We start from the raw sequence: 24,754 nt of genomic DNA, 5'->3' as shown, positions 1-24,754 counted from the left end.
AAACGTTCTCTTTTTTGTTTTTATATGTTTAATACGAAGTGAAATTACGCTTTTTACTCTAAGTGTTTGAAAGTTCGGTGAAATGCAAACGCGTTGCAGTACCTTTTTTGGAAGGTTGTATGTTGAATTATTTTTGATTTATCGCTCGTGAATCGCGTATTAAATCATTTTAGTTGGTTTATTAATGTGTTTGCTTGATATGGTGTTCTGCCATGAAAGCATCGTTGCTGAAAGCGCCAAGCAGTGAACCTAAAGAAATAGACAGTGCGACAATGAAAATCAGAGATTTAATTGATGGGTTTTTAATGCGTTTTTTGAGGAAGAAATAGGCTAAAAACGCCGCTAAATATAAGAAAGCGGCTTCTGAATTGGACAAGAAGAAAAACAATATCTCAAATGTCCATAACGACTCACTGTCTTCAAACTGATTGATGGAGAGTGTCTTATATGCAATGGCAAGAAGAATGGCAGCTATCGTTGGCAGTATTCTATAAACAAATAGCTTTTCCTCTTTCAGTAAGACGTAGCCCATTCGAATCGAGAAAAGAAAGCTTAGTATCCAGAATAAACTCAGTGGAAGGATGATGATTCCCATAACACGTCCTTGCTGTTGGTGAGTCGTCGAGACTTATTGATTACTTAAAGAAAAGCCACAATGAGACTAGTCTCACAGTGGCTTTATTTATTCTAGCAGATTGGTAGAAAATTAATCAGGCTTGCGGTTACGACGTGCTGGCGCTAAAGGCTTGCTGCGTAGGCCTTGGCCGGGTGTCATTTCTGCTTTGGGAGTAGTAGGGCGACGGTTGCCAGATTTAGGCGCGTTGCCTTGTCTTGCAGGATTGCCACCTTGTTTCGCGCCATTGCCTTGTCTTGCACCATTACCACTGTTTTGCTCACGCGGTCTTTTCGGCTTGTTAGGCTTGATTGGACGTGTATCAAGAGTGGTGTCAGGCAACATGTGCGTTGGCATGAAATCATCTTCGTAGCGACGCTCAATTAGCTTCTGAGTCAAACGCTCAATAGCACGTAATTGGTCTAGCTCGTCGGCGGCTACCAATGAAATGGCCTTGCCTGTTGCGCCAGCACGACCAGTACGGCCGATACGGTGAACATAATCTTCGGCTACATCAGGTAGGTCAAAGTTGACTACATGAGGCAGTTGTTCAATGTCCAATCCACGCGCCGCGATGTCAGTCGCGACAAGAATGCGAATACGATCTTCTTTAAAGTCGGATAGGGCACGAGTACGTGCACCTTGGCTTTTGTTGCCGTGAATGGCGCTAGCACGAATGCCCGCGTCTTCTAATTGTTTGGTGATCTTATTGGCACCGTGTTTAGTGCGAGAAAAAACCAATGCCTGATCCCAACGACCGTCTGCGATAAGTTGAATTAACAACTCAGTTTTGCGCTTCTTGTCGACAGGGTGTAGCCATTGTTCAACTGACACTGCTGTCGCGTTACGTGGTGTAACGGAAATCTCGACAGGATTGTTTACCAAGCCTTTGGCAAGCTGGCGAATTTCAGGCGAAAAGGTCGCAGAAAACAATAGGTTCTGGCGTTTCTTCGGCAGAATGGCGAGTATTTTTTTGATGTCATGGATAAAGCCCATGTCCAACATGCGATCAGCTTCGTCTAGCACTAGGATTTCTAGTTTGTCGAAACGGACGGCTTTTTGATTGTATAAATCCATCATGCGGCCAGGCGTTGCGATCAAAATATCTGCGCCGCGGCGTAGTGCCATCATTTGCGGGTTGATTTTGACACCACCAAATACGACGGTGGATTTAAGCGATAAATGCTGACCGTAATTTTTGACGCTTTCTGCAACTTGCGCTGCTAATTCACGAGTTGGCGTTAATACCAAAGCACGAACTTGATTGCTTTGTGCATTTTCACCTTTACTAAGAATTTCAAGCAAGGGTAAGGTAAAACCGGCTGTTTTGCCTGTTCCTGTTTGGGCTGCGGCCATCACATCTTGGCCTTCAAGAATGGCTGGTATTGCCTGAGCTTGAATTGCAGACGGCTCAGTATAGCCTTGATCTTCAATGGCTTTTAGGATGGGGGCAGAAAGCCCAAGGTTGTTGAAACTCATAGATGTTCTCATGTTTTATAAAGGCAGGTGCTAAGCTGAAAGGTCAGGTTATGCAAGAATTTCGCGAAGCTTACCTTATATCGGCTCTACATGCTATGTAGTATGGCTTTTGAACGATAATTGTACTGGCTGAAGTTGTAGTAAAAAGTGCAGTAAAAAGCGTCTTTGCTCCGCTCACCTATCGAGCAAAGACTCATTTCTATCTTTCCTGTTTTCTTCTTTAGACCCGTTTTACATCTACCGAAACAGCAAGCCGTTGAGAGCCACCACCTTCAAAGATAACGCCTTGTAACGGCGTCACGTCAGCATAATCTCGACCCCATGCGGTGACGATATGTTGATCGCTTGGCATTAAGTCATTGGTTGGATCAAATTCTACCCAGCCTAATTCAGGGATAAATACCGCGAACCAAGCATGGGATGCGTCTGCACCAACCAATTTTTCTTGTCCCGGTGGTGGTAAAGTTTCCAGATAGCCACTCATGTAACGAGCTGGAATACCAACCGAGCGCAAGCAGCCAATAGCTAAGTGTGCGAAATCCTGACATACGCCGCTGCGCTGTTTAAGTACTTGTTCAAGTGGCGTGGCAACGGTTGTGCTAGCCGGATCGAATTTGAATTCGGTGAAGATCTTATGTGTAAAAGCCAGCGCGGCCTGCAAGATCGGTTTATCATCAGTGAAAGTGCTTAGCGCGTAGGCTTTTAAATCTTCTGAGCAGCGTATTTGTGGCGAATCCAATAGATATTCTTTTGCCATGCGCAGCTCAGGTGTATTCGGTGCACTGAGTTGGGCGCGTAATTGACCACAAGTAAAGGTGTTTTGCATTTGCCATTGCAGTACATCCAATGGCGCGATTTCAAAGTCAGTGGTGACATCGATTACGAGTTTTTTATGGGCTTCTTGAATTGAAAAATAAAACGTTTGATTGCCAAAATAATCTTCCCCATCGTTTTGATAAACTGGTGGTGGATTGATTTGTATTTTTTGATTCAAGCAGCGCTGATTGCGCGTATCTCGCGGTAATAAGTGAGCCATGTTGTAGCATAAGCTCACTGGCGCTCCATAAGTGTATTCTGTTATATGACGGACGCGGTATCTCATATATTTGTTCCTCTGATGGCTTCAGTCAATGACTGCGGGCCAGCGGTATGGTCAAAATATTTATCGCTAATGAGAACGGTGAATTGCTCTAATTGATCCAGCAATTCAGTCATGAGTTGTTCTAGTTTTAGACGGCTTTGGGTGTTTGGATCGATTTGGGCAAGCTCTTCCAAGTCAGCAAGTTGAATATCATTTAACGATTTTAAAATGATTTTATTTTCTGGGCTTAGGCCAGCCGTTGTTGTCTCATTTCTGGGCAGTTCTCTGATGTATTTACGCAGCTGCTCTACTTGATAAAGCAAAGAGCGTGGATTGGTGCCATCAATCATCAATAGATCTAATCCGTAAGCGACACGTACACGATTTCGATAGCGGCGGCGGAAGGAAATAAGCGCTTCTACGCTTAGTAAAACAGACTCTAAAATTTGCTGTTGTGGTCCAGAAGGCAGAGGTGTGGTGAGCGCAGAACGTAACAAGGTGGCCGTTTGCAATGCGCGCTCGGTACGACGGCCAATTTCCTGAAACGTCCAATCGAGTCCACGTAACATACTTTCATGATTCAAGCCGGACAGTGCCAACAAGGAAGTAACTAGGCTGTCTAAGGATTCTTCCGGCGCAGAGGGCAAACCATTGGTATAAGCACGGTCTAGCTCATGAATGTGGTCGCGCAGCTCATTGATGATAATGCGAGTATCGGCAGAGAGCATTTCTTTGACTTGCTCGCCACAACTTAACATGGCTTGCAGATTGGCTTTGACCGATCCTGCTCGGTTGCCATCCGTGATGATAGAAACGAGTTCCGCTTCTGGATTGGCAAGCAGCTTTTCGTCTGCTTCCATAAAGCCGGGTAGGCAGCCAGTTTGCGTAGATGCCATTTCAAGTAACATGCGGCGGCTTTCTTCTGGCAGTGGGTCGATGCCATTCATTTGCTTAAAAATAGTACGCAGTAAACGCATGCTAATTTCTGCACGTTCGGCATAGCGTCCCATCCAAAATAAGTTTTCGACTACTCGGCTTGGTAAGTTTGCTTGTAAGGCTTCGTCTTGTAGTAAGACTTGATCATTGAATAAGGTGGTTTGTGCTTCTGGTTCTGCGGCGATGATCCAAGTGTCTTTACTCTTTGAGACAGACATATTGGTAACAATGCTTTCTTTTGTCGACTCGCCAGCACGAGATAAACCGCCGGGCATGACAGTGTAGCTGGTTGGGCCAGCAATAGTGAAAGCTCGTAATAGGCTAGGTCTGGCTTGTATTTTTCCATCTAACCAAATAGGTGACATGGAGCCCGGCACATAACTTTGTGCCGTGTAGAGATGAGGGGCTTTCTTGATTTTTTCTATGGTGCTGAGTTTTTGTTTTTCACTCAGCGTGTGCCCATAAATGCTGTTGCTGCTATGACTGCGAATCGCTGGTTTGATGATTAGATTACTAATATTGGCGATAACGTAATTGAAGTCGTTCTTATCGCCACACCACCAAGTTGTTACGGAAGGCAAAGAGAGTTGTTCGCTGGTTAAAAACTCACTGATGGCAGGTAAAAATTTCACTAAAGCAGGAGCTTCTAAAATACCGCTGCCTAATGGGTTGGCTAATACGACGTTGCCAGCTCTAACCACTTCTAATAATCCTGGAACACCAAGGAAAGAGTCGGCTCTTAATTCGGCTTGATCACAGTAAGCATCATCGACGCGACGTAAAATAACATCGACGCGTGCCAAGCCGTTTAAAGACTTCATCCACACTGCGCCATTACGCACGGTTAAGTCACTACCTTGAACTAATGGAAAGCCAAGATAGTTTGATAAGTAAGCTTGTTCGAAATACGTGCTGCTGTAGGCGCCAGGAGACAGCATGACGATACGTGGCGTATCCGTCCATTGGCTGGCAAGAGAAGACAGCATATTTTTGAAGGATTGGAAAAATCCTGCAAGGCGACGCACTTGGCTATCGCGGAAACTGTTTGGAATAACACGCGACACCACGGTACGGTTTTCCAATGCGTAGCCTGCGCCATTTGGCGCTTGGGTACGATCACCAATGACTTGGAATTGGCCTGTATGGTCGCGAACCAGATCGACCGCATGATGCAGCAATTGATGAGCACCGGGAACCATAACTCCGTGGCATTGGCGCAAAAAACCGGGATGACTAAAAATAATCTCAGACGGAATAATGCCGTTTTTTAGTAATTCTTGCGGGCCATAAAGGTCTTTCAACATCAGATCAAATAAGTTCGAGCGCTGAGCTAAACCTTGTTCGATGGCAAGCCATTCATCGGTCGGAATAATATTGGGAATAAGATCCAGCGACCACACACTTGGTGTGAGTGGATCGCTGGTTAAATTATAGGTTGCTCCGTCTTCACGAAGAATGCGCTGAGCACGACGTTGTCGGTCCAGCATCTCCTCGTCAGACAAATTGCTCATGTTGCGTAGCAGGGCTTCCCAATGTGCGCGCGGTTGGCGATCTTCCGTGAAGGCCTCATCATAAGCATTGATAGGTTTATCATAGGCGGAAGATAACGTCGGCTTCTCATCTATCACCGACGTTACAAAGGTACCTGTTTGAAGTTGCATAATGTGCTTGAGCCTAAAAAAATTAATTATTAGAGAACATTATACTGCTTCCTTAGGTCTAATGTATGCGGATATTCGTTCATTGGCTCTTCTGCTGGTGGCGACATGGCACGAGGCTCGTCTCCATTCGGGTAAAAACCGCGCAATGCATTGAATGCTGGCGGTGGAGACAGCGTGCCTTGAGTGAAGCCGTGATCCCAAAAACGGTTAACACGACGGGCTTCCGCTTCATTGCTGTTGACCGGTACATTGTCATACGTACGTCCACCAGGGTGAGACACGTGATAAGTACAGCCGCCAACAGATAAGCCATTCCATGTATCGATCAAATCAAATATTAATGGCGTATCGGTTCCCAACGTTGGGTGCAAGGCTGATGGTGGCGCCCAAGCTTTGTAGCGAACCGCACCAACGTATTCGCCTTTGCGACCTGTGGAACGAATTGGCACACGACGGCCATTACAACTCAGTACGTAGCGCCCATCCGTTAAGCCTGATAGTTTCACCTGCAAACGTTCAACGGAAGAATCTACATAGCGAGCGGTGCCTGATCCAGTGATTTCTTCGCCTAGTACGTGCCAAGGCTCAATCGCCCAACGAAGCTCAATTTCCATGTCGTCGATTTTCTGACGACCGTAATGAGGGAAACGGAACTCTTCAAATGGCGCCAACCATTCTAGTTTGAATGGGAAACCATGGCGCTGAAGGTCTTCGACCACTTCTTTCACATCTTGCCAAACAAAATGCGGCAGCATGAATTTATCGTGCAGGCTTGTGCCCCAACGAACCAAGGGTTTTTTATACGGTTCTTTCCAGAAACGAGCCACTAAACAGCGCAACAACAGCATTTGCACCAGAGACATGTGCGGATGTGGCGGCATTTCAAAGCCACGGAATTCCAATAAACCTTGTCGACCACTGGCACTGCCAGCCGCGTAAAGCTTATCAATACAGAATTCAGAACGATGGGTGTTACCTGTGATGTCGACCAACAAGTTACGCATCAAACGATCGGCTAACCAAGGTTCATCGACTAAACCAGACGGCATGTTCTGGAAAGCAATTTCCATTTCATACAAGGCTTCATCGCGACCTTCATCTGGACGAGGTGCTTGGCTGGTTGGGCCAATGAACATACCTGAGAAAAGATAAGATAAACCTGGATGATGCTGCCAGAACGTCACTAAACTCTGTAACAACTCAGGGCGGCGCAACAGCGGGCTGTCTGCTGGTGTGCGACCACCCAGTGTCACGTGATTACCACCACCAGTGCCAGTATGGCGACCATCAAGCATGAATTTTTCTGCGCCAAGGCGAGAAAGATAGGCTTGGTGATATAAGGTCTCGGTATTGTGAACCAGTTCTTTCCAGCTCGCCGCAGGATGAATGTTCACCTCGATAACAGCTGGATCTGGTGTGATCAAGAACTTCTGCAAGCGCGGATCTTTTGGAGGCTCGTAACCTTCGACAACGATAGGTTTATCAAGGGTTTTCGCAACCGACTCAAGGTGTTCAAGAACCTCGACAAAATGCTCAAGATGCGTCATTGGCGGCATGAATACATGCAAGCGGCCATCACGTGGTTCGATACACAAGGTCGTACGAATCACGTTTTTCAGTGTTTTTTCTGGTGCTAGCTTTTCAGGTCTAGAAATGGGCGCTACTGACTTCTTAGCGAAATGTTGCTTGGCAACACTGTCTAATACCGCGTTGTCTTTTTTGTTCGCCAAAGGTTGGCGAGGATCAAATGGGTCACGCTCAGGAATGCGATCTTCTTCAGCTTGCGCTGGCAAAGAATTCAATGGCAAACGATAACCCATTGGGCTGTCACCCGGAATTAAGGTGATAACGTCACTGCGCATTGGCCAAAGTGAGCTGTTCCAACGATTATTTACCGTATCGAATTCTAGCGGTAGTACGAAGCCAGTCGTGGTGCTTAAGCCACGGCTAAGCAGTTTTGCTAGACGACGGCGTTCTAAATCGTCTTTTAAATCGGCTTTTGTTGGGTCGGCATCGGCTGGAAGGGATTGTTCCATCCATAAATAATACAGGGTGTCTTCGTAGGTGCTTTGAAGATATTGCTTATCTAGTGCCAGTTTTTCACACAACAATTCGCCAAACGCTTGGGCGTCTTTGATGGTGTGTTTGTAGTCTTTGTCTACACGAGCCAAATATTTTGGATCATTCCACAAGGCTTCGCCGTCAGTACGCCAGAAACAACCCAGAGCCCAACGCGGTACTTCTTCGCCCGGATACCATTTGCCTTGGCCATAATGAAGTAGGCCGTTAGCACCGAATTCTTGCTTCATTTTGATCAGCAAGTCTTTGGCTAGTTTGAGTTTTTCTGCGCCCAATGCGCCTGTGTTCCACTGTTCCGAATCCATGTCATCGATGGAGACAAACGTTGGTTCTCCACCCATTGTTAGACGAACGTCGCCGTCTTCAAGCTGTTTGTCCACCGCAAAACCTAAGGCTTTGATGGTGTCCCATTCGCCTTCGGCATAGGGTTTGGTCACACGTGGATCTTCATGGATACGAGTAACAATGTTGCTGTAGCTAAACTCACACTCACATTCGTCAACAAAGCCTGTAATCGGTGCAGCTGAAGCTGGTTCTGGTGTACAAGCCAGAGGAATATGACCTTCGCCAGCGAATAGGCCTGAAGTAGGATCTAAGCCAACCCAGCCTGCACCCGGTAAAAACACTTCACACCATGCGTGTAAGTCAGTGAAATCTTCTTCTGGGCCAGATGGGCCGTCGAGTGCTTTCACGTCAGACGTTAACTGAACCAGATAACCAGACGCGAAGCGTGCCGCTAAACCAAGGCTACGAAGGATCTGCACCAATAACCAAGAGGTGTCTCGGCAAGAGCCTTTTTTAAGGGTTAAGGTTTCTTCGCAGGTTTGAACGCCGGGCTCTAAACGAATGCCGTAACCAATGTCAGCTGCTAAGCGGCTATTAATCGCAACGAGAAAATCATTGATTGGCGTATTTTTACGATCAACTGTTGATAGCCATTTATCCAATAACGGGCAAGACTCGGTGACTTGTAAGTAAGGATCTAGCTCTTTTTTAAGGGCTTTGTCGTAGGCAAATGGATATTCTTCCGCGTAGCTTTCCACGAAGAAATCGAATGGGTTGATGACCGTCATATCGGCGATCACTTCCACGTAAAACTCTAGCTTATTGGTTTTTTCAGGAAACACTAAGCGAGTTTGGAAGTTGCCAAACGGGTCTTGTTGTACATTGATAAAATGTGTTTCAGGCAAGACTTTGAGGGAATATGCATGAATTTTTGTACGTGAGTGCGCCGCCGGTTGCAGTCTTAAAACATGGGGAGCCACGTTGATAAAACGATCAAACTCGTAGGTAGTCTTGTGCTGTATTGCGACTCTAATGGTCATGCAGCGTCTCCTTGCCGAAAATGAAACCAGTTTTCGGTGATCTGGTGATTTATTTCGATAATGGCAATCTGTATATCGTTGAGATGATTATGGAAGTCTTTATCCAAATCTTCTGAACTATTGATTGGGTAATCAAATTCTAAAAGCTTATCTACCTGAGCGGTAATCAAACCAGCACGTGGTAATTTTGTTGCCGCTTCACCTATTTGACCTAAGCAATAAGCTAGAGATCGTGGGAAACAAGGATCATTCATCAAGAATGTCGTGGCTTTTGCTCCGTTTATAGAGGTTCTTACGGTGCGGCGATAATCCAAATACGCACTTTGGGACTTTAATACTTTTGACCACGTCACTTGGCCAAGTTGAATTCGTGCTTCTGGTTCGGACTGCAGCATTAAAGACACCGCCGCATCAAGAATACGAGTTCCCATGTCGGCACGTTCTAAATAGCGGCCCATAATGAGAAAGTGCCAGCCAGAATCACGCCTCATGGCGCCAGCAAAGAGGCCGATGATTTTTTGACAGCCTTCAATAATGGTATTCAAGAAAAGATGTCGTTCTGAACGGTTAATCCCTTGCTTTATATTCTGTTGTGCGTATAGATCCAGTTCGTTTATTAGTTCCCATGTTTCTTTAGGAACCGCATCACGAGTGGTACGGATATTTTCTCGGACCATTTTTAATGATGACAACATGGAGCTTGAGTTTGTGTCATCGGCCAAAAGAAATTTCACTACGTTGCGTTCGTCTTTGACTTTATAGCGTTGTTCGAAGATTTCTTCGCCACTGAGTATCTCGATTAAGTTATACCAAGATACTTCGATGTTTTTTGGAAGGTCGAATAATAGGTCGTCATAAACACTGACCAAGCGGGCTGTGTTTTCAACGCGTTCCAAATACCGTGCGCTCCAATATAAGCGTTCTGCGACTCTAGATAACATGATTAGTGCCCCTTTGTTTCTACAATCCAAGTGTCTTTACTACCACCACCTTGTGACGAATTAACGACCAAGGAACCTTTTTTCATGGCAACACGGGTAAGCCCGCCTGTAGTGACGTAGGTTTCCTTCGCTTGCAAGATGAATGGACGAAGGTCTAGGTGACGAGGCTCTAAGATCCCTTTGGATATAAGCGTTGGTGCGGTGGATAATTTCAACGTTGGTTGAGCAATGTAATTACGCGGGTTTTTAGTGATTAACTCGGCAAACAGTGCTTGTTCTTTTTTGGTTGAATGAGGACCGACTAACATGCCGTAACCGCCAGATTCGTTGGCTGGTTTAATCACCAATTTATCTAGGTTGGCAAGAACGTAGGCGCGCTGTTCTGGATCGTCACATAAGAAGGTTTCGACGTTGTTAAGAATCGGCTCTTCGTTCAAGTAATAACGAATAATGTCTGGCACATAAGCGTAAACCACTTTGTCATCGGCAACCCCCGCCCCTGGCGCGTTTGCCAGTGCAACATTACCTGCTCGCCATGCGCGCATTAGACCTGCAACGCCTAGGACAGATTCTGGATCAAAGGCTTCTGGATCGATGAATAAATCGTCAATACGACGATAAATAACATCCACACGCTCTGGCCCATCGATGGTTTTCATGTAGACGCAGTCGTCATTGTCGACAAATAAATCGCTGCCTTCTACTAGTTCAGCGCCCATTTGTTGCGCCAAGAAAGCGTGTTCAAAATAGGCAGAGTTATAAATGCCAGGTGTTAATACTACGATTTCTGGGTTTTCTATGTCTCTTGGCGATAAAGACGCCAAGGTGTCAAACAATTGCGAGGTATAAGAATCGACTGGCAAGATGGATTCGTTTTCAAATAATTCAGGTAGAACTCGCTTTGTTATGGCTCGGTTTTCCAACATGTAAGATACGCCAGAAGGTACGCGTAGGTTATCTTCTAAAACAAAGAAGTCGCCATTTTCATCTCGCACTAAATCGGTACCACAAATATGCGCCCAGACGCCGTAGGCTGGTGAAACGCCAACGCATTCAGGTCTAAAGTTTTTGGAATCTTTGATGATGTGTTCTGGGATGATGCCGTCTTTGATGACGTTTTGGTCGTGGTAGAGGTCGTTGATGAAAAGGTTAAGAGCGGTGAGTCGTTGTTTTAATCCTGCTTCAGCTATTTTCCAATCTGAGGCTTCTATGGTTCTGGGGACAATATCGAAGGGCCATGCTCTGTCTATATTGCCTTCTTCTGTGTAGACCGTGAAGCTGATGCCCATCTCTTGTATCGTTGCTTCTGCGGTGAGGCGTCTTTTTTCTAGCTCGTCTTCTGAAAGACTGTCTAAATACCCCAAGAGTTGTTTTGCTGGAGATCTTGGGGCGCCTTTGTCATCTATTAACTCGTCAAAAAAATCAGATGACTGATAATGGCTGGTTAGTTTTTCCATGTATACCTCGTTCTCTTTATCAAGCCGGAGGTGGGTGCCTTAAACTTGCACACATTTTGTGGGCTTTTTTGTGCATCCGCCCCACATTGGGGAGACTTCTTTAGTTTGTAAGCTTGAACCTAGCCATATCATTACCTTGATTTACTAGGTTGCTCATAATGTTTTCGCACTACTGAGAGAATAAAGCAAGGATCGAGCCATAGTATTTGAAAAGTATTTTCACATTTTTTGTTCCATTCTAAGTGATATAGATCGGTTTTATTTGGACAGGAATTCGCTACTATGACGCTTTAATTCTTGCAAAAGCATCATCAACAAAGAGGAAAGGTGAGTGGGACAGGTTAATCGTGTTGTGATTGCTGGAGCAGGTATTGGTGGCTTGTGTGCTGCGTTGGCTTTGGCTAAGCAAGGTGTTCAAGTTGTGGTGTGTGAACAAGCCACGAGTCTTGGTGAGGTTGGCGCCGGTCTGCAAATTAGTCCTAATGCTTTAAAAGTATTGCGCCAACTGGGTTTGGAGTATGAGTTAAGTCAGTTCGCTTTTGTTCCTCAGCATGCCGCCATTCGAGATTATAAAACGGGTGAATACTACCTAAAATCCTCTTTGGGCAAGCAAGCTGAGGCTCGTTATGGTGCACCTTACTGGCATTTGCATCGTGCTGATTTACACCAGGTTTTAGCTGAAGCGTGTGCACAAGCAGGCGTTGAATTGGTATTGAATGCTGTAGTAACCGGTTATCGTGAAAATACTGAGCTCAAGCAAGTTTATTTATTGCTCGATGATGGTCGTGAAGTTGGTGCCGATCTGCTGATCGGGGCGGACGGTATTCGTTCAAAAGTGCGTGAGCAAATGCTAGGACAAGAACGCCCAATTTTTATGGGACAAGTGGCATGGCGTGGCGTTATTCCTGTGAGTGATCTGACGGTGGATGTTAAACCTGATGCCTGTATTTGGGCTGGACCGGGCCGACATTTTGTTAGCTATTATTTGCGTGGTGGCGATTATGTAAACTTCGTTGCCGTGGAAGAACGCAGCGATTGGCAATCGGAGTCATGGCGTGAAGAAGGCGATGTTGGCGAGTTAAAACGTGCTTTTGCTGATTGGCACCCTGAAGTGAGTGAATTAATAAAGTCCGCGAGCAGTACGTTTTTGTGGGCATTAAACGGTCGTGATGAGCTTCCAATGTGGCACAAAAGTCGAGTGGTTTTGTTGGGCGATGCTTGTCATCCCATGTTGCCTTTCATGGCGCAAGGCGCTGCGATGGCGATTGAAGACGCATATGTTTTAGCTAAGTGTTTGTCCCGCTTTGAGCTTAGTGATGCCTTGTTTAAATACGAGCAAATTCGTAAACCCCGCGCGACTAAGGTTCAGCAAATGTCCAAAGCTAATGCTGGCTTATATCACATACATGGTGGCGCTCTAGGTAAGATGAAGTTAAAAGTGCTGCAAGCCGCTGGCCGCTTTGTTCCTAATGTTATCCAGTCTAAGTTAGATGCTGTGTATGGTTATGATGTGACTAAGGATTGAGTGCTATGAGCGGGAGGCTATTAGTGAGGTTATATAAGGGCGCTTTATAAATATGTAAGAAAAGAGTCTATTTTGTTGTTTTATGCTCTACACTTTTCCTTTGAGTTGTAATCATCTATGGTGAATAGGTTGCTTGACGGCTGTTTAGCGGTCGTTTTGCTTCTTATTTCCTGAATTAAACAAACGAATTAAATGAACGAATTTAAACTCGAAGGGATTGTGTCATATGATTGTTCTCTCGGTACTGTTCTTAGTCATTGGTTTGGCTTTGCTATTAGGTGGTGGCTGGCTCCTATCTCTTGATGGCAGCCTTTATTATGTTGTTGCAGGCGTTGCTTTTATCGCCGTTGCTTTGTTGTTAAGAAAGCGTAATAAAATCGCCAATCTTATTTATGCTCTATTGTTGGTTGGCACCTTAATCTGGTCAATTATGGAATCAGGCTTAAGTTGGTGGCCTCTAGCAACACGAATGGGGCTTTTCTTAGTACTCGCTATTCCTCTTCTCTTGTTGGCTTTCTTTAAACGTAAAAGTGGCGGACGTTTGTTGTTTCCAGTTTGGTTAGCGACGGCTTTGGTCACCATCTCACCTCTATTTATGATGTCGCCTACAACTGTTGAAGGCACAATAACGCGTTCAGTGAGCATGCCTGATGCCGATACTGGTGATGTTACTCAGGGTGAGTGGAACGCTTACGGACGTAGTAATTTAGGTCAGCGATTCTCGCCATTGGCTCAAATTACACCGGATAATGCAGATCAGCTTCAAGTCGCTTGGCAATATCAAACTGGCGATAAAAAAGGCCCGAAAGATGTGGGAGAAACAACTTACGAAGCAACGCCATTGAAGCTCGGTAATGCTCTTTATGTCTGTACTCCACACAACTGGATTGTGGCATTAGATGCGGATACAGGTGAAGAACAATGGGTTTACGATGCGAAAGTGCCGGCAGAAAGTCAGCGTCAACATCAGACCTGTCGGGGTGTGTCTTATTTACCTCCTTCCAATGGAGCACAGCTTCCACCTATTCAAAAAGAGTCGGCTCCGACGGAAAGCTTAACCAGCATGCAGTGTGATGCTCAATTGTTTTTACCAACGTCTGATGCGCGTTTAGTAGCCATAGATCCAACAACGGGCGCACGTTGTGCTAACTTTGCCGATAATGGTGAATTGGACTTAATGCACAACATGCCGTTTAAACAGTCTGGTTATTACTATTCTACATCGCCGCCATTAGTGGCTGGTGGAGTAGTCATTGTCGCGGGCTCCGTGAATGATAACTATGATGTGAATTCACCATCTGGCGTGATTCGTGCTTACGATGTGAAAACGGGTGAGTTGAAATGGAACTGGGATTCTGGTCATCCAGAAGATACAACACCGATAGGTCCAGACGAAACTTACGCGACAAGCTCACCAAATAGTTGGTCGGTTGCCAGTGCGGATGAAAAGCTTGGTTTGGCGTATTTCCCCATGGGGAACCGTACACCGGATCAGCTCGGTATGTATCGTACTCCGGCGGAAGAAAAATACGCGACTTCAGTGGTGGCATTGAGTCTGAAAACCGGTCAGGTTGCTTGGGTTCAGCAGTTTGTTCATCATGATCTATGGGATATGGACACGCCAGCTCAACCCGCGTTGTTGGATTTAGACACGCCAACGGGTAAGCAGCCAGCCTTGGTGGTACCGACCAAACAGGGTGATGTTTACGTGTTGAATCGTAAAACAGGTGAACCTATTTTTCCTATCACTGAGGAGCCAGCGCCACAGGGGACGATTCCTGGTGATTACGCTGCGAAAACTCAACCAACTTCTGCGTTCTCTTTTAAGCCAGCTAAGTTAACGGAAGCGGATATGTGGGGCGCGACACCTCTGGATCAATTAATGTGTCGGATTCAATTTAAGCAGTTGCGTTATGAAGGTCGATACACGCCACCATCTGAGCAGGGAACCATTGTTTACCCTGGTAATTTTGGGGTGTTTAACTGGGGCAGTATCGCTGTTGATCCTAAGCGCCAGCAAATGTTTGGTATGCCGCTTTATTTAGCTTTCACTTCCACTCTGCAACCAAGAGAAGGGGCTGACTTAAGTGTAGCCAATAAAGGGGAGCAGGGGATTAATTCTAATGAAGGGGCTGAGTTTGCCGTTGAATTAAAACCTTTCTTATCGCCTCTGGGGATTCCTTGTCAGCAACCGCCTTGGGGTTATGTAGCGGGTGCAGATCTTAAAACAGGTAAGACTGTTTGGAAACATAAGAACGGCACTATTGAAGATATGACGCCATTTAAATTACCAATCAAAATGGGCGTGCCCGGTATTGGTGGTCCTGTGATTACGGATGGCGGTGTGGTTTTCATGGCGGCATCTGTTGATGATTATTTACGAGCTTATGATTTGTCTACTGGTGAAGAATTATGGAAAAGCCGATTGCCAGCAGGTGGTCAAGCGACACCAATGACTTACTTAAACAGCAAAGGTGAGCAAATGGTCGTTCAGGTAGCTGGTGGACATGGTTCCATTGGCACAACTATTGGCGATTATGTGGTTGCTTATAAACTGAAAAAGTAACTTTTGGCAGTATTTTTTATTGAGTCGTTATTTTGATAAAGAGGCTGCCTTTAATAAGTTATAACAAAGCCCAGTGTTGAAGTTGTTAGGTCGCTGACAGCTTTGATGACTGGGCTTTTTATCGTTACTACATTGCATATAGCAATTTAATATAATGAAAAATACTTTTTTGTATTTTTAGTTATAACGTTTTGTGACAACGACATCACAATTTATTATTGGTCTCATCGATAACTTTTTACTATTATTCGCGTCTTTCTTCCCTAAGACCACAAGTTGCAGGGTTAACTCAATCTGGAATCCTCAGACGATATGACTTCTAAATCTCCTCTGGCACTGTTGCCATTATTACTTTTTCTTGTTCTTTTTGTTGGCAGCGGCCTTTGGTATCAATCTGAAGGCGTCGACTTTGCCTTCTATCAGATCTCTGCCCCTGTCGCTATTTTACCTGCTATTGCCTTGGCGATTTTATTAGGTAAAGGGCATTTTAATCAGCGTATTGAAACTTTTATTCAAGGTGTGGGTGATAATACGATTGTTACCATGGTGCTGATTTATTTATTGGCTGGTGCGTTTGCCAGTGTTGCTAAAAGTGTTGGCGGTGTTGATGCGACTGTTAACTTTGGCTTAAGTGTGGTTCCGCCTTCGCTGTTATTGCCTGGTTTGTTTGTTATTACGGCGTTTGTCGCGACTTCTATGGGAACGTCGATGGGAACGATTGCGGCCATTGCTCCGATAGCGATTGGCGTTGCAGAAGCGGCAGATTTATCTTTGTTGTTGACTGTCGGCACTGTTATTGGCGGCGCGATGTTCGGGGATAACTTGTCGATTATTTCTGATACGACAATAGCAGCGACGCGAACTCAGGGTTGTGACATGCGCGACAAATTCCGCATGAACTTCAAAATCGCGCTGCCTGCGGCTTTGGTTACTTTAGTTTGGTTGTTTTTCCAGAGTAGTGATGCGCACATTACAGACATTAAAGACTATGATTTGATTCGTGTTTTGCCTTATGTCGTTGTTCTCGGCTTGGCGGTCGCTGGCGTTAACGTCATGTTGGTGTTATTTAGCGGTATCGTTTTGGCTGGTGTAATTGGCTTGACCATGCAGCCTGATTACTCAGTGGCATCTTGGTCTTCTGATATTTACGCTGGTTACACTGGGATGCAGGAAATTTTGATTCTTTCCTTGTTGATTGGCGGCCTTGCGGCACTCATGAAATCACAAGGTGGTTTGAATTGGTTGGTTGGCGCAATTGAAAGTATCAGTAAAGCGTTGGGTGCGAAAGCGGGATCAACACGTGCGGGCGAGTTGAGTATCAGTGCGGCAGTAGCATTAACTAATTTATGTACGGCTAATAATACAGTTTCTATTTTAATTAATGGTTCGGTCGCAAAAAATATTGCTGAACGCTACAATGTTGATCCGAAACGCAGTGCCAGTTTATTGGATATTTTTTCCTGTGTGGTTCAAGGTGTTTTGCCATATGGCGCGCAGATTTTATTGGCGTCTTCTTTGGCAAAAGTGTCACCATTAGAGCTCGTAGGTTATGTTCAATACAGCTGGTTATTGGCTGTTGCCGCTTTGATTTCTATTTTTATCGCTTGGCCGAAAGGCGCTAAATAGACATTGCAAAAAGTAAAATATTTCTTTGGAAGCCCGCCAGCCTGCATTTTAAGCCCAGGTTAGCGGGCTTTTTCGTGCCTTCTTGTAAAGGTCTCTGTGAGTTTTATCTAGTCATTTTTTTCGTAAGGAATATTTTTGAAGCAAGAATCACATGTTAAAGCCGAATTAATTCTAGTGTTTGTCACTATTTTGGCAGGGTTTGGTTGGATATTTTCCAAAGAAGCACTGGCTGGTTTGCCACCTTTATTTTTTATGGGGATACGATTTATTGTCGCTGGGTTTGTATTGTACCTTGCTGGTCTAAAGTATTTCCGAGGTCTAGATTGGCAAGACGTTAAACGTGCTAGCGTGGTTGGTTTGGTAATGGGCATCACTATGATGTTTTGGGTCACGGGATTGGATCAAGGTTCAAATCTAGGTGTTGGCGCTTTTATTACCAGTCTTGGGGTTGTTCTTGTTCCAGTAATTGCACGCTTTCTGTTTGGTGCAAGGCCACCGTTAAGTATTTGGATTGCTTTGCCCATTGCCGTTGTTGGTTTAGGCTTTTTAGCGCTGAATAATGGCTTGGAGTTTGAGTTTTCCCATGTGTATTTTTTGGGTGCCGCTTTAGGGTCTGCCTTCCAGTTAAATTTATTATCGCGTTTTTCGATGCGGATGCATGCTTTAGTATTAACTGCTATTCAATTGAGTATGGCGGGTTGTTTGTTGCTTTTTCTATCGCTGTTAACAGAAACGCTTCCTCATAATATTAGTATGGCTGTGGCTGGATGGTTTTTAGCCAGTACCTTGATTGCAAGCAGTCTGCGTTTCTTATTACAGACCTATGGCATGAGTTTAACGCCAGTGAGTCATGCAGCAGTTATTATGAACCTAGAACCGGTCTGGACGGCTATTTTTGCGGTTTTTTGGTTTAGTGAGTCTATGGCCACAGGTCAGGTATTTGGTTGCTTTTTAATCTTTATCGCCATGTTGGTGAGTCGTTGGCCTCAAATTAGGGCAATTTTTAAACCAACTAAAAGTTTTTGATTAGATTGTGTCTGGCAAAGATTAGATTGTGTCTGGCAAAATAGTATCCAGTGTCTGACTATAAATTTGGTGCATTTCTTTGCTGAACGGTCTGGCCTGGAAGTCCCAACGGACTAAAAGCCCTTCTGTTAAAGTTACCAGCATTTCAATACGGGCGAGGGCTTCCTTTTCCGTGATGGTCGGGTAGCGTGACTGTAGAATAATTACCGCGCGATTTTGCAATCGCATGTTGGACTCTTTGTAGATTTTAGCAATAACAGGGTTGCGTGTGGCTTCCGCCTGAATCTCAGTGTGCATGATTCTCATATTATGAGTCTCTTGATTTTCTTCAGAAAAATGTCGATCAAGCCAGTCTGTTTTGTCTAAAAAAGATGCCATAAACTGTAACCTTTTTTGTGTAAGCTGCTCGACTAATGCACAAATAATGTCATCTTTATGGGCATAGTAACGGTAAATCTGACCGACACTTAACCCTGCTGTTTTTGCAATCTCGCTCATGCTTGCCTTATGGAAGCCTTTGGTAAGTACGTGTTGCTCAGTGGCATCAATAATGCATTGTTTACGCTGATCATTATTACACGGTAATTTATTAGTTCTCATTTATTTGCACGTTTTGTCATATATTAGGCGGATTGCTTATATTATAGTGCTTGTGAATGATCATTCTCAATGTTTCGAAAGGAAGTCTCCTCAATGTTGTCTAAATTTAAATATGCTTCAAGCGTGTTACTTGTTTTGTTGTTGGTTGGTTGTCAGGAGGAGGCTCCAAAGTCTGCTGCTGCAAAACCTGCACCTAAGGTTCAAGTTGGTGTTGTGACTATAGAACCTCAAAAAACAGATTTAATCGCTGAATTACCTGGACGAACTACCTCTAGTTTGGTGGCAGAAATTCGTCCTCAGGTTGGCGGAATCGTAAAGAAGCGTTTTTTTGAAGAAGGTCAAAATGTTAAAACTGGAGATTTGCTTTATGAATTGGATGATTCCACTTATGTGTCATCTTACAAGCAAGCTCAAGCGGACTTAGAGTCAGCAAATGCCAGCCTGAAATCTGCACAATTGAAAAAAGAACGTTACACCGAATTGCGTAAGCAAAATAACGTATCTCAACAAGATTTAGATGATGCTCAGGTTGCTTACTTGGAAGCTAGAGCGAAGCAAAAAGGTTCAGAAGCGGCATTAGAGAATACCAAAATCAATTTAGGTTATACCAAAATTCAGTCCCCAATTGATGGTCGAATTGGTATTTCTCGTGTGACTGTTGGTGCTTTGATAACGGGTAGCCAAGCAACGGTTATGACAACAGTTCGCTCTTTAGATCCTATCTTTGTTGATTTATCACAAACCAGTTTAGATCAGTTGAAACAACGTACTTTCCTTGCTCAGGATGATGTTGAAAAAGGCTCTAATAAAGTGTCTTTGATTCTTGAAGACGGTACCAAATATCAATATCAAGGTAGTTTGAAGGCTAGGGAAGTCAGTGTTGACGAATCGACTGGCAGCGTGACGTTACGTGCGGAGTTTCCAAACCCTGATAATCTTTTATTACCGGGTATGTTCGTTCGTGGTTTGATTCATGAGCTGACACATAACGCTGCACTTTTGGTCCCTCAGCAGGCTGTATCTCGTGATGTGAAAGGGAATCCAATTGCTTTGGTGGTTAACGATAAAAATGTAGTTGAGCGTCGTATTTTAACGGTTGAGCGTTCTCTTGGTAATCAGTGGTTGGTTCTTTCTGGAATCAATGCGGGTGAAAAAGTGATTGTTGAAGGTTCAATGAAGGCAAAGCCAGGCAGTGAAGTAACGACTGTTGCGATGAAACGAGACAGTAAAACAGGTGTTATTGTCGATGCGAATAACAGTGGTTCTTCGGCTCAAGGAAACTAATTTATGTTAGCTCACTTTTTTATAAATCGTCCGGTGTTTGCATGGGTTATTTCCATTGCAATCATGCTGGCAGGTCTAGGTGCGATAACGACCTTGCCAATATCTCAATATCCGAATGTGGCTCCACCAACGATCAGTATTTCTGCGACCTATTCCGGTGCGTCAGCTGAAACAGTTGAGAATAGTGTGACTCAAGTATTGGAGCAACAGCTTACTGGTTTAGATGGTTTGTTGTATTTTTCTTCATCCAGTAGCTCAAGTGGTCGTGCCAGCATTAATGTTACTTTTGAACAAGGTACGGATGCCGATATTGCTCAAGTACAAGTTCAGAATAAGATTCAGCAAATAACGTCTAATTTGCCAACTTCGGTTCAGCAAAATGGTGTTTCTGTTCGAAAAGCTAACTCAGACTTTTTGATGGTTGCTGCTGTTTACGACGAAACAGATAAAGATTCTGCAAATGATATTTCAGATTTTTTAGTATCGAGTATTCAAGACCCAGTTTCCCGTGTTGACGGCGTTGGTAGTATTCAGGTATTTGGTTCGGCCTATTCAATGCGTGTTTGGTTGGACCCGCTAAAACTTGCCTCTTACAAATTGATGCCTTCCGATATTTCGGCAGCGATCAATGCGCAAAACAGCCAAGTGGCAGCCGGTAGTCTTGGCGCTTATCCAATCATCAAAGGTCAAGAGCTAAACGTCACAGTAACCGCACAATCTAAACTTCAAACCGCAGAGCAGTTCAAAGATATTATTTTAGCTTATGATGACAGCGGTGCGACGGTTCGTTTGAGTGATGTGGCGAGAGTGGAACTCGGTAGTGAGTCTTACGGTTATATTCCGCGTTTGAATGGACATCCTGCCTCTGGTTTAGCTGTGATGCTGGCGCCTGGTGCGAATGCTTTGTCGACGTCTGAAGCGGTTAAAAAGACACTGAATGATTTATCTAACAGTCTGCCGGATGGTTATAAGTTTTCTTTCCCTGTCGATAATACGGACTTCATCAAAATATCTATCGAGGAGGTGGTCAAAACACTGTTTGAAGCCATAGCTCTCGTTATTATTGTTATGTTCGTCTTCTTGCAGAATTGGCGTGCCACTTTGATTCCTGCGATTGCGGTACCTGTTGTGCTTTTGGGTACGTTTGGTGTATTGGAATTGTTTGGCTTCTCGATCAATACCTTGACTATGTTTGGTGTGGTTCTGTCTATCGGCTTGCTGGTGGATGATGCCATCGTAGTGGTGGAGAACGTTGAACGCGTTATGGAAGAAGAGAAGTTGTCTCCGAAAGAGGCGACGATCAAATCCATGAAAGAGATCACCAGTGCTCTAATCGGTATTGCGGTTGTTCTGTCTGCGGTATTTTTGCCGATGGCATTCTTTAGTGGTTCGACGGGTGTTATTTACCGTCAGTTTTCGATCACGATTGTGGCATCAATGATTTTGTCTGTTGTGGTGGCGTTAACCTTAACGCCAGCTTTGTGTGCGACTTTGTTAAAAGCAAATCACGACTCAAACAAAAAAGGACTTGGTGGTTGGTTTAACCGTAACTTTGATCGTGCAACAGGAAAATATTTCAAAGGTGTGAGCAGCATCATTAAGAAACCAGTTCGCTGGATGTTGGTTTACGGACTGATTGTCGCTGGTTTGAGTGGTTTAATGATGAACTTACCATCTGGTTTCTTGCCAACAGAGGATCAAGGCCGAGTAATGGTCATGGTGTCTTTACCCGAAGGTGCCGCTATGTCTCGTACTGATAAAGTCATGCGAGAGATTGAAACCTATTTCTTAGAAACCGAGAAAAAGAATGTAAACGATATTTTCACTATCTCTGGTTTTAACTTTATGGGGAGCGGTCAGAATGCTGGTTTGGCATTTATCGCTTTAAAAGATTGGAGTGAGCGTGTTGGACCGGCGAACAGTGCTAGCGCCATTGTTGGGCGTTCATACGGTGCTTTTGCTGGAATACGTGATGCGCAAATTTTCTCTTTGATTCCGCCTTCTATCCAAGGTTTGGGTCAAAGCAGCGGCTTTACTTTCCAGCTTCAAGCTACGGGTAATACCGACCGTGAAACTCTGTTGGAAATGAGAAATGCTTTGCTTAACGATGCTAACGCTAGTCCGTTATTAACAGGTGTTCGTTTGGGGTCTCAGTCTGAAGGGCCGCAATTGCATATCGATATTGACCAAGAAAAAGCGTCGGCGCTTGGTTTGTCTTTATCCGATATTAGCTCAACTTTGAGCAGTGCTTGGGCGGGGCGTTATGTAAATGACTTTATCGACCGTGGACGAGTTAAGACGGTTTATATGCAAGGTGATGCTCAATATCGCTCTTCGCCTGAAGATTTACAGCATTGGTATGTTCGTGGTAACGACAATACAATGACGCCATTCTCTGCTTTTGCTAAAAGTGAATGGACTTATGGGCCAAAGAGTTTGTCACGTTTTAATGGCTTGGCATCCTATGAAGTTCAAGGTTCAGGTGCGCCTGGCGTAAGTTCTGGTGCAGCAATGGATGAATTACAAAGTGTCGCAAACAGCTTGCCGGGTGTAACTGGCTCTTGGAGTGGTTTGTCTTATCAAGAACGTTTATCGAGCGGTCAGACGCAATTGCTTTACGGTATCTCTATTTTAGTGGTGTTCTTATGTCTTGCGGCCTTGTATGAAAGCTGGACGGTGCCTTTGTCGGTGATCTTGGTGATTCCTCTTGGTGTTATCGGTTCTGCTGCTGCGGCGCATTTGCGTGGCTTAGAAAACGATGTGTACTTCCAAGTTGCACTATTAACCACTATCGGTTTGTCATCGAAAAACGCCATATTGATTGTGGAATTTGCGGAAGCGGCTTATCGACGAGGTGTTAATGTGTGGGACGCTGCAGCTCAAGCGGCAAGCTTGCGTTTGCGTCCTATTATTATGACCTCGATGGCCTTTATCGTAGGTACTTTGCCATTAGCACTTTCATCTGGCGCTGGCGCGAACAGCCGAATTTCAATTGGTTCTGGGATAGTTGGTGGTACATTAACTGCTACCGTGTTGGCGATTTTCTTTGTACCATTATTCTTTGTAATCGTACGACGTATCTTCCCAGGTCGCCCTGAGGCTTTATCTAGTAACGAAAACGCTGAGTAATTCGTTAAAAGGATATAAATGAAAAAGGAGCTTTTATCAGCTCCTTTTTTTATGGGGTTTGAAGTATTTGCAAGGTTGTAGATCCTCAATCATCGATTTAGATGGTTCGATTAACATTTTTGTTTGGTATGTATTCCATACAAGAGAGGAGGTTTTAGATGAAGTTATTATTAGTTGGTTCGACAGGTTTGGTGGGGCGTCTTGTTTTAACGCTAGCGTTAGAGGACTCGCGGGTTAGTGAGGTTGTTGTGCTTTCTCGAAAGGCTTTATCGGTAGAGCATGCAAAATTACGAACCCTGTTGGTCGACTTTGAAAATTTGCCAGACGATCCTGATTTATGGAAGGTCGACGCCGTCATTTGTACCTTGGGCACAACCATGCGTGTGGCAGGTTCGAAAGAAGCCTTTCGATTGGTCGATTTCACTTATCCGTTTGCTATTGCCAAAAAGACTTATGAACATGGCTCACAGGCTTATGTTTTGAATTCTGCATCAGGAGCGAATCCAGACTCTTCTATTTTTTATAATAAGGTTAAGGGAGAATTAGAGCAGGCTCTGATTGGCTTGGGTTTTGCCTCGTTGACGTTAGTTCGCCCGGGTTTAATCGGTGGAGAGCGTTCTGAATTTCGTCTTGGGGAAAGCGTCGGAGCGGCTGTCTTGAGTTTTCTTGGGCCAATTTTGCCGCGCCGTCTGCGTGTCAATCCTGCTCCAAAAATTGCTGAGGCTTTGTTGGAGTCGGCTATTCAAGGCTCTGATGGTGTCTGTGTGGTGAGTTCTGATCAGCTTATTTGATTTATTTAGTCAGTAAATTTGCCAAAAAAACTTCTGCATCCTGCTGGTTAATAAAGCCGTCTGATACGGCTTTTGATAGGGATTTTGCGGCTCCTGAAAAAGCAATAAAGGCGATTTTACTGGCCGTTTTCCCTTCGAATTTTTGCAAAGATTCCTCCCAAAAAGCCATCATCTCATCATCACAATCTTGCTTTACCTTTTCTGTTTCTGCTGAACCATCTAAAGCGGCATCTACGGCTAATGAAAGAGAATCAGAGGACAAGACGCATTCAATGTAGCAACGAGCCAGCGCGTTAGCTGCTGTGTTTGAGTCCTTAACATCGGCTAATGCATCTTGTGTGGCCTGTAGATGGCGTTGGCAATAGTTTTGGTACAAAACCGATAATAAGCCTGCTCGGCTTTCAAAATGCCCGTAAACAATGGGTTTTGTCACGCCTGCTTTTTGGGCTACTCGTCCTAAAGTTAAACCATCAGCGCCATCCTCTTTTAGTACTTCCAAGGCACATTCAAGAAGCTGTTCAAAGCGTCGGCTAGCGGTCATTCGTTTCTGTTTCATAAGCTCAGTATTGTGTTGACAGATGATGGGGCGAAAGATAGCATGTCGTCGTCAAGTTACCAATGGTAACTTATTTTAA

The 24,754-nt window shown here is 44.6% G+C and carries 16 protein-coding genes; 7 read left to right on the top strand and 9 right to left on the bottom strand.

Translation table 11 applies throughout. The features are described 5' to 3' along the window. Nucleotides 1-181: 181 nt before the first annotated feature. The 7 genes from ACO05V_RS19965 to ACO05V_RS19935 all read right to left on the bottom strand — a co-directional run bounded on the left by ACO05V_RS19965 (nt 182) and on the right by ACO05V_RS19935 (nt 11,572). Complete coding sequence (locus tag ACO05V_RS19965) at nt 182-595, bottom strand: hypothetical protein (RefSeq protein ID WP_421855771.1); 414 nt, start codon at nt 593-595, stop codon at nt 182-184. 111 nt (nt 596-706) lie between these two features. Next, nucleotides 707-2,092 (bottom strand): DEAD/DEAH box helicase, encoded by a 1,386-nt coding sequence (locus tag ACO05V_RS19960; protein ID WP_421855769.1) that lies wholly within the window; start codon nt 2,090-2,092, stop codon nt 707-709. A gap of 220 nt (nt 2,093-2,312) precedes the next feature. After that, nucleotides 2,313-3,194 (bottom strand): transglutaminase family protein, encoded by an 882-nt coding sequence (locus ACO05V_RS19955; protein ID WP_421855767.1) that lies wholly within the window; start codon nt 3,192-3,194, stop codon nt 2,313-2,315. Then, the gene (locus ACO05V_RS19950; RefSeq protein ID WP_421855765.1) at nt 3,191-5,770 is read right to left on the bottom strand and encodes a circularly permuted type 2 ATP-grasp protein; all 2,580 of its coding nucleotides are present in this window, start codon (nt 5,768-5,770) and stop codon (nt 3,191-3,193) included. The genes ACO05V_RS19955 and ACO05V_RS19950 overlap by 4 nt, the downstream gene beginning before the upstream one ends. Nucleotides 5,771-5,799: 29 nt before the next feature. Continuing rightward, nucleotides 5,800-9,174, bottom strand: coding sequence for a DUF2126 domain-containing protein (locus ACO05V_RS19945; RefSeq protein WP_421855763.1), 3,375 nt, complete (start codon nt 9,172-9,174; stop codon nt 5,800-5,802). After that, a complete protein-coding gene (locus tag ACO05V_RS19940) occupies nt 9,171-10,115 on the bottom strand; it encodes an alpha-E domain-containing protein (protein ID WP_421855761.1) in 945 nt (314 codons plus the stop codon). Before ACO05V_RS19940 ends, ACO05V_RS19945 begins: the two co-directional genes overlap by 4 nt. A gap of 2 nt (nt 10,116-10,117) precedes the next feature. After that, nucleotides 10,118-11,572 (bottom strand): circularly permuted type 2 ATP-grasp protein, encoded by a 1,455-nt coding sequence (locus ACO05V_RS19935; protein ID WP_421855759.1) that lies wholly within the window; start codon nt 11,570-11,572, stop codon nt 10,118-10,120. A gap of 331 nt (nt 11,573-11,903) precedes the next feature. Between ACO05V_RS19935 and ACO05V_RS19930 the strand changes: the two genes are divergently transcribed. From ACO05V_RS19930 to ACO05V_RS19915, 4 genes are all read left to right on the top strand, one after another. After that, nucleotides 11,904-13,097 (top strand): FAD-dependent monooxygenase, encoded by a 1,194-nt coding sequence (locus tag ACO05V_RS19930; RefSeq protein WP_421855757.1) that lies wholly within the window; start codon nt 11,904-11,906, stop codon nt 13,095-13,097. 226 nt (nt 13,098-13,323) lie between these two features. Further along, the gene (locus tag ACO05V_RS19925) at nt 13,324-15,663 is read left to right on the top strand and encodes a glucose/quinate/shikimate family membrane-bound PQQ-dependent dehydrogenase (protein WP_421855755.1); all 2,340 of its coding nucleotides are present in this window, start codon (nt 13,324-13,326) and stop codon (nt 15,661-15,663) included. 312 nt (nt 15,664-15,975) lie between these two features. Beyond that, complete coding sequence (locus tag ACO05V_RS19920; protein ID WP_421855753.1) at nt 15,976-17,289, top strand: Na+/H+ antiporter NhaC family protein; 1,314 nt, start codon at nt 15,976-15,978, stop codon at nt 17,287-17,289. Between the two features lie 135 nt (nt 17,290-17,424). Further along, nucleotides 17,425-18,315, top strand: coding sequence for a DMT family transporter (locus ACO05V_RS19915; RefSeq protein WP_421855751.1), 891 nt, complete (start codon nt 17,425-17,427; stop codon nt 18,313-18,315). Nucleotides 18,316-18,336: 21 nt separating this feature from the next. On the opposite strand, the gene ACO05V_RS19910 is transcribed toward ACO05V_RS19915, so the two are convergent. After that, nucleotides 18,337-18,915, bottom strand: coding sequence for a TetR/AcrR family transcriptional regulator (locus tag ACO05V_RS19910; protein ID WP_421855749.1), 579 nt, complete (start codon nt 18,913-18,915; stop codon nt 18,337-18,339). A 93-nt stretch (nt 18,916-19,008) separates the two neighbouring features. On the opposite strand from ACO05V_RS19910, the gene ACO05V_RS19905 reads away from it, so the two are divergent. The 3 genes from ACO05V_RS19905 (at nt 19,009) to ACO05V_RS19895 (ending at nt 24,119) form a co-directional block, all read left to right on the top strand. Then, nucleotides 19,009-20,199: an efflux RND transporter periplasmic adaptor subunit gene (locus ACO05V_RS19905; protein WP_421855747.1), complete on the top strand. Its 1,191-nt coding sequence runs from the start codon at nt 19,009-19,011 to the stop codon at nt 20,197-20,199. Nucleotides 20,200-20,202: 3 nt separating this feature from the next. Next, nucleotides 20,203-23,328, top strand: coding sequence for an efflux RND transporter permease subunit (locus ACO05V_RS19900; protein ID WP_421855745.1), 3,126 nt, complete (start codon nt 20,203-20,205; stop codon nt 23,326-23,328). 158 nt (nt 23,329-23,486) lie between these two features. After that, nucleotides 23,487-24,119, top strand: coding sequence for an oxidoreductase (locus ACO05V_RS19895; RefSeq protein ID WP_421855743.1), 633 nt, complete (start codon nt 23,487-23,489; stop codon nt 24,117-24,119). Between the two features lies 1 nt (nt 24,120). Here the strand turns inward: ACO05V_RS19895 and ACO05V_RS19890 are convergent, their stop codons facing one another. Further along, complete coding sequence (locus ACO05V_RS19890; RefSeq protein WP_421855741.1) at nt 24,121-24,675, bottom strand: TetR/AcrR family transcriptional regulator; 555 nt, start codon at nt 24,673-24,675, stop codon at nt 24,121-24,123. Between the last annotated feature and the right edge of the window lie 79 nt (nt 24,676-24,754).

The sequence above is a fragment of the Marinomonas sp. genome (genome assembly GCF_965225885.1).
In the GTDB taxonomy this organism is placed as follows: Bacteria; Pseudomonadota; Gammaproteobacteria; order Pseudomonadales; family Marinomonadaceae; genus Marinomonas.
The sequence above is the reverse complement of the archived record's forward strand: the minus strand, read 5'-3'. Positions and strand labels throughout refer to the sequence as shown.

What these genes read in the sequence shown, in the direction of transcription:
- ACO05V_RS19965 (WP_421855771.1), bottom strand. Translation starts at nt 595, where the DNA reads ATGGGAATCATCATCCTTCCACTGAGTTTATTCTGGATACTAAGCTTT.
- ACO05V_RS19960 (WP_421855769.1), bottom strand. Translation starts at nt 2,092, where the DNA reads ATGAGTTTCAACAACCTTGGGCTTTCTGCCCCCATCCTAAAAGCCATT.
- ACO05V_RS19955 (WP_421855767.1), bottom strand. Translation starts at nt 3,194, where the DNA reads ATGAGATACCGCGTCCGTCATATAACAGAATACACTTATGGAGCGCCA.
- ACO05V_RS19950 (WP_421855765.1), bottom strand. Translation starts at nt 5,770, where the DNA reads ATGCAACTTCAAACAGGTACCTTTGTAACGTCGGTGATAGATGAGAAG.
- ACO05V_RS19945 (WP_421855763.1), bottom strand. Translation starts at nt 9,174, where the DNA reads ATGACCATTAGAGTCGCAATACAGCACAAGACTACCTACGAGTTTGAT.
- ACO05V_RS19940 (WP_421855761.1), bottom strand. Translation starts at nt 10,115, where the DNA reads ATGTTATCTAGAGTCGCAGAACGCTTATATTGGAGCGCACGGTATTTG.
- ACO05V_RS19935 (WP_421855759.1), bottom strand. Translation starts at nt 11,572, where the DNA reads ATGGAAAAACTAACCAGCCATTATCAGTCATCTGATTTTTTTGACGAG.
- ACO05V_RS19925 (WP_421855755.1), top strand. Translation starts at nt 13,324, where the DNA reads ATGATTGTTCTCTCGGTACTGTTCTTAGTCATTGGTTTGGCTTTGCTA.
- ACO05V_RS19920 (WP_421855753.1), top strand. Translation starts at nt 15,976, where the DNA reads ATGACTTCTAAATCTCCTCTGGCACTGTTGCCATTATTACTTTTTCTT.
- ACO05V_RS19910 (WP_421855749.1), bottom strand. Translation starts at nt 18,915, where the DNA reads ATGAGAACTAATAAATTACCGTGTAATAATGATCAGCGTAAACAATGC.
- ACO05V_RS19905 (WP_421855747.1), top strand. Translation starts at nt 19,009, where the DNA reads ATGTTGTCTAAATTTAAATATGCTTCAAGCGTGTTACTTGTTTTGTTG.
- ACO05V_RS19900 (WP_421855745.1), top strand. Translation starts at nt 20,203, where the DNA reads ATGTTAGCTCACTTTTTTATAAATCGTCCGGTGTTTGCATGGGTTATT.
- ACO05V_RS19895 (WP_421855743.1), top strand. Translation starts at nt 23,487, where the DNA reads ATGAAGTTATTATTAGTTGGTTCGACAGGTTTGGTGGGGCGTCTTGTT.
- ACO05V_RS19890 (WP_421855741.1), bottom strand. Translation starts at nt 24,675, where the DNA reads ATGAAACAGAAACGAATGACCGCTAGCCGACGCTTTGAACAGCTTCTT.